Source organism: Vaccinium witches'-broom phytoplasma str. VAC (genome assembly GCF_000309405.1).
Taxonomy (GTDB): Bacteria; Bacillota_I; Bacilli_A; order Acholeplasmatales; family Acholeplasmataceae; genus Phytoplasma.
Map to the genome: position 1 here is coordinate 1 of NZ_AKIN01000065.1, position 4477 is coordinate 4477.

General features: G+C 26.3%; 4 protein-coding genes. All 4 read left to right on the top strand.

Annotation, left to right across the window (positions count from 1 at the left end; genetic code table 11):
• The first annotated feature begins 166 nt into the window (after positions 1-166).
• The 4 genes from RI68_RS01740 to RI68_RS01755 are packed head-to-tail and all read left to right on the top strand — an operon-like array spanning position 167 to position 4406.
• Entirely contained in the window at positions 167-2071 is a 1905-nt protein-coding gene (locus RI68_RS01740; RefSeq protein WP_017193538.1) for a DEAD/DEAH box helicase, read from the top strand.
• Entirely contained in the window at positions 2068-3090 is a 1023-nt protein-coding gene (gene plsX, locus RI68_RS01745; RefSeq protein ID WP_017192211.1) for a phosphate acyltransferase PlsX, read from the top strand. The genes RI68_RS01740 and plsX overlap by 4 nt, the downstream gene beginning before the upstream one ends.
• 19 nt (positions 3091-3109) lie before the next feature.
• Positions 3110-3796, top strand: coding sequence for a ribonuclease III (gene rnc / locus RI68_RS01750; protein ID WP_017192210.1), 687 nt, complete (start codon positions 3110-3112; stop codon positions 3794-3796).
• Entirely contained in the window at positions 3789-4406 is a 618-nt protein-coding gene (locus tag RI68_RS01755; protein ID WP_017193539.1) for a DnaD domain protein, read from the top strand. Before rnc ends, RI68_RS01755 begins: the two co-directional genes overlap by 8 nt.
• The last annotated feature ends 71 nt before the right edge of the window (positions 4407-4477 follow it).

The window sequence follows — 4477 nt, forward strand, 5'->3', positions numbered from 1 at the left end:
CAATATAAAAAATATTTAATAATATGGGGATAATTTTTTAATGTTATTAAAATAGTTTTAATTACTTAATGTTAATTAGTTAAAAAGATATCGTCATATTAGCAGTTTTTATCCAACAAAGAAATAATCAAAATAAGATTTAAGGTGTATTTGAGGTTTTTCCAAAATGAATTCTAACTTAAACCAAATGTTTGTAAAATCTAATTTATACCCTAAATTAGTTCAAAATGATATCAACACTTTAAAAGAATTGATTTTTTATAAACCTAAAAAATATCAAAATTTCCTTTTATCTAATATGAACCAAGCGATAGATAAAGAAATAATTAATGTTATAGGAAAAATTGTTAGCGAACCTATTTTATCTAAAGACGATTCTGATAAAAAAAGACTTAATTTTCAAATCTTAATCCATGATGATGTAGTTTTCGATGTTGTTCTTTTTAATAAATTTTATTTAGCAAATTTCTTAAAGATAAATAAAAATGTTTTTATTAAAGGTAAATGTAATTTATATAATAAAAGCATTACCGCTTCTTTAATTTCTTTTGATTTAAAAAACAAAAATAAAATAAAGCCTGTGTATGGTATTAAAAATATTACTGATCATTCTATCACCACTTTTTTAAAAAATATTTTTAACAAACCGCAATTAAAAATCAAAGAAAATTTAAGTCCTCTTTTTTTAAAAAAATACAATTTAATTGACAGAAAAGAAGCTTTAATGAATCTTCATTTGCCCAAAAGCCAACAATTGCTTCATAAAACTTTAAAACGTTTTAAGCATGAAGAAGCCTTAAATATAGCACAAAAATTATTTGAAGAAAAAAAGAAACTTCCTTTTAAAAAACCTTTAAATTATGGTAATCATTATATTAAAACAATGATGCAAAAAATCCCTTTTTCTTTAACTGATAACCAAAAAAAAATAGTCAAAGATATTTACGGCGATTTAAAACAAAATTATCCTACTAAAAGGTTAATTCAAGGCGATGTTGGTTCAGGAAAAACTATTACTGTTTTTTTAGCCGCTATTGCAGCCATTAGCACCAAAAAACAAGTTTTAATGATGGCTCCAACAGAAATTTTAGCTAAACAACATTATTTAAATTTTACTAAATTATTTCCCGAAATTAAGACTATTTTTATCACTTCTAAAAGTAAACAGAAAAAAACTTTACAAAAAGCTATTTATAATAATGAATATCAAATGGTTATTGGTACTCATTTGCTGGCGAATACAGAATTTCATGATTTAGGGTTGATTATCATTGATGAGACTCATAAGTTCGGGACTGATGTGAAAGATAAAACTTCTTTTCAAAATCTTCAAGCAGATGTTTTATATTTAACAGCGACCCCAATTCCTAAAACTTTAGCGGTCATGTATTTTGGTTTATTAAAAACTTCTTTATTAACGGAAACTCCTTATGCTAAAAAAAGTATTATTACCGAAAGATTCCCTTTCGAAAAAATCGTTCCTTTATTAAGAGACAATCAAGCTAAAAACGAACAAACTTATATAGTAGTTCCGGCTATTAAACAAAATGCTAAAAAATTCAACATTGAAACCATAACTTCTTTTTTAGAAGAAGAGAAAATTCAACATCTTTATGTTTTACATGGTAAAAAAAATAACAAAAAACAAGAAGAAATTATGGCGGGTTTTGTGAAAAATCCTCAAGGAATCTTATTAGCTACTACTATTATTGAAGTAGGAATTGATGTTCCTAACGCAACAACCATTGTTATTTTAGGAGCCGATCATTTTGGTTTAAGTCAATTACACCAATTAAGAGGAAGAGTAGGGCGAAATGAAAAACAAAATTATTGTTTTTTAGTCCCTGAAAATCCAGCAGATAACCAACGTTTAAATATTTTAGAACAAGAAAGTAATGGTTTTCAATTAAGCGAATTTGATTTAAAAAATAGAGGTCCTGGTGATTTTGTAGGTAAAAAACAAAGTGGTTATTTAAAATATCATTTTTTAAATGTAGCGACAGATTTTAAAATTATTTCTCAAGTACAAAAAGATTTTGAAAATTTAGAAAATAAAAAGAGGTTATTATGATTAAAATAGCAGTCGACGCTATGGGAGGCGATTTCGCTCCTGATTCTATTATAAAAGGTAGTTTAAAAGCGTTATCCGAAGAAAGAGATTTGTATCTTTATTTATATGGCGATAAACCGCAAATTCAAAAATTTTTACAAAAACATATTTCTTCTGAATTGCCTGAAACTTTACAAGAAAGATTGAGCATTATCCACACGCCTCATTATTTAGATATGGGTGTTAAAAACATGAGAGAAGAAATTAGAGATAATTCGCAACATTCTATGTTTTTAGCTTTGCAAGCGGCTAAAAATAATAAAGTAGATGGTGTTGTTTCTGCCGGACCTACACAAGCTTTAATTTTAGCCAGTTATTTAATTATCGGCACTATTCCACCTATGAAAAGAATCGCTTTAGCTATCATTTTCCCTTCTTTAGATGGTAGAACAAGAATTTTATTAGACGCTGGAGCTAATATCGAAATTAAAGCTGAAAATCTGTTATTATTCGCTATCGCTGCTTCTATTGTGGCTCAAGAATTATTCCATATCGAAACTCCCATTGTTAAAATGTTAAATATCGGTTCGGAACTGAATAAAGGGAGAATTTTAGAAATGGAGACTTTTGATTTATTAGAAAAAACTCCTCATGTTGTATTTAAAGGGAACGAAGAACCGCAAAATATTTTATACTCTGAGGCGGATATTTTATTAAGTGACGGTTTCACCTCCAATATGATTGTTAAAACATATAAAGGCGTTTTTGGCACCTTAATGAAAAACATAAAAAACGTTTTAACAGAAAATTGGTTCAAAAAAATTATTAGTAAATTACTTTTTCAAAAAAAACTTCAAAACATTAAAAAAAAATTAGATAGCAAAGAAATTGGAGGAGCGATGATTTTAGGTTTAAACAAAATTGTTGTTAAAGCTCAAGGCAACTCCGATTATTATTCTTTTTATAATGCTATTTTAAAAGCGAAAAAATTAATAGAAAAAGATTTTTTAACAAAACTTTCTCAAAAAATAAAAAATTGAGATCACATAAGGAAACATTATGTCTATTAAACAGTTATTTAAAAGATTAAATATCAAACCCACAAATATTTCTTTATACATTAACGCTTTAACTCATAGTTCATACGCTAATGAGAATAACGCCCAACACAATAATAACGAAAGATTAGAGTTTTTAGGCGATTCGATCATTAATTTCTTCATGGCTAGTTATTTATATAAAAAAAATAAAGACGATGAAGGAGTCATGACCAAAAAAAGATCTCAAGCAGTTTGTGTAGATTCTTTATTGATTTACGCTGAAGAAATTCAATTAAAAAAATATATTTATTTAGGCAAAGGAGAGAAAAAAAGATCCGTTCATAATTATTCTATTGTAGCAGATGCTTTTGAGGCTTTATTTGGCGCTATTTATTTAGATTTAGGTTTTGAACAAGCGCAAAAAACCTTTTATCACGTTGTTTTGCCTTGTTTAAATAAAATCATTAATATTATTGATTTTAAAACTCAACTACAAGAATTAGTCCAAACAAGAAAACAAAATATTACTTATAAAATAATTTCTGAAAAAGGTTTAGCTCACGAAAAGGAATTTGTGTCAGAAGTATATTTAGGTAAAGAATGGTTAGGAAAAGGCAATGGTAAAACCAAAAAAGCGGCCGAACAACAAGCTGCTAAAAAGGCTTTGACCAAGGTTTCTAAAGGAGGTATTTTAAAAAATGATTAAAATGTTATACGAAGAAGGTTTTTTAAATATAGAAAAAATTTTAATCCGTGAATTTAAAAAACTCCATTTAGAAATACAAGAATTAAGTGTTTTACTTTTTTTATTTGATTCTTATGAAAAAAAAATCTTTTCGTCCTCTTTTTTAGCTAAAAAAGCGAACCTTTCTAAAAACGAACTAGAATCTATTTTAGAAAGATTAAGGCAAAAAAATTTTTTTTCCATCCTACAAGATAAAAAAGATAATAAGATTATAGAAATCTTTAATTTAGATAATACTTTTGTTAAAATACAACAATTATATAAAGAGCAAGAGGCTAAAAGGACTGAAAAAAAACAAAAACACAATATTTCTGAAACTATTGAAAATTTAGAAACTTTAAAAGGCAGACTTTTAACTGGAAACGAATTAGAAATCGTGAAAAGTTGGTATTTAGAACAAAATTATACCCACGAAAATATTACCCAAATAATCGTTCAAGCTGGTTTAAATAAAAAAGATTCTCTCAATTATATTGAAAGAATTTTAAGCCAAACAAATCATGTAAAAATCGAAAATGACGATCAAGCGGATCAAATACTACATAAAATTTTTAAACAAATTAAAAAATAATGCATTATTATAACTTTATATAAAAAAATATGTTATAATTAAAATCGGTATTGGATATTTATTGAAGATTT

Bases quoted from the DNA above. Each gene is read 5' to 3' on its own strand.
- RI68_RS01740 (WP_017193538.1), top strand. From the start codon at position 167: ATGAATTCTAACTTAAACCAAATGTTTGTAAAATCTAATTTATACCCT.
- plsX (WP_017192211.1), top strand. From the start codon at position 2,068: ATGATTAAAATAGCAGTCGACGCTATGGGAGGCGATTTCGCTCCTGAT.
- rnc (WP_017192210.1), top strand. From the start codon at position 3,110: ATGTCTATTAAACAGTTATTTAAAAGATTAAATATCAAACCCACAAAT.
- RI68_RS01755 (WP_017193539.1), top strand. From the start codon at position 3,789: ATGATTAAAATGTTATACGAAGAAGGTTTTTTAAATATAGAAAAAATT.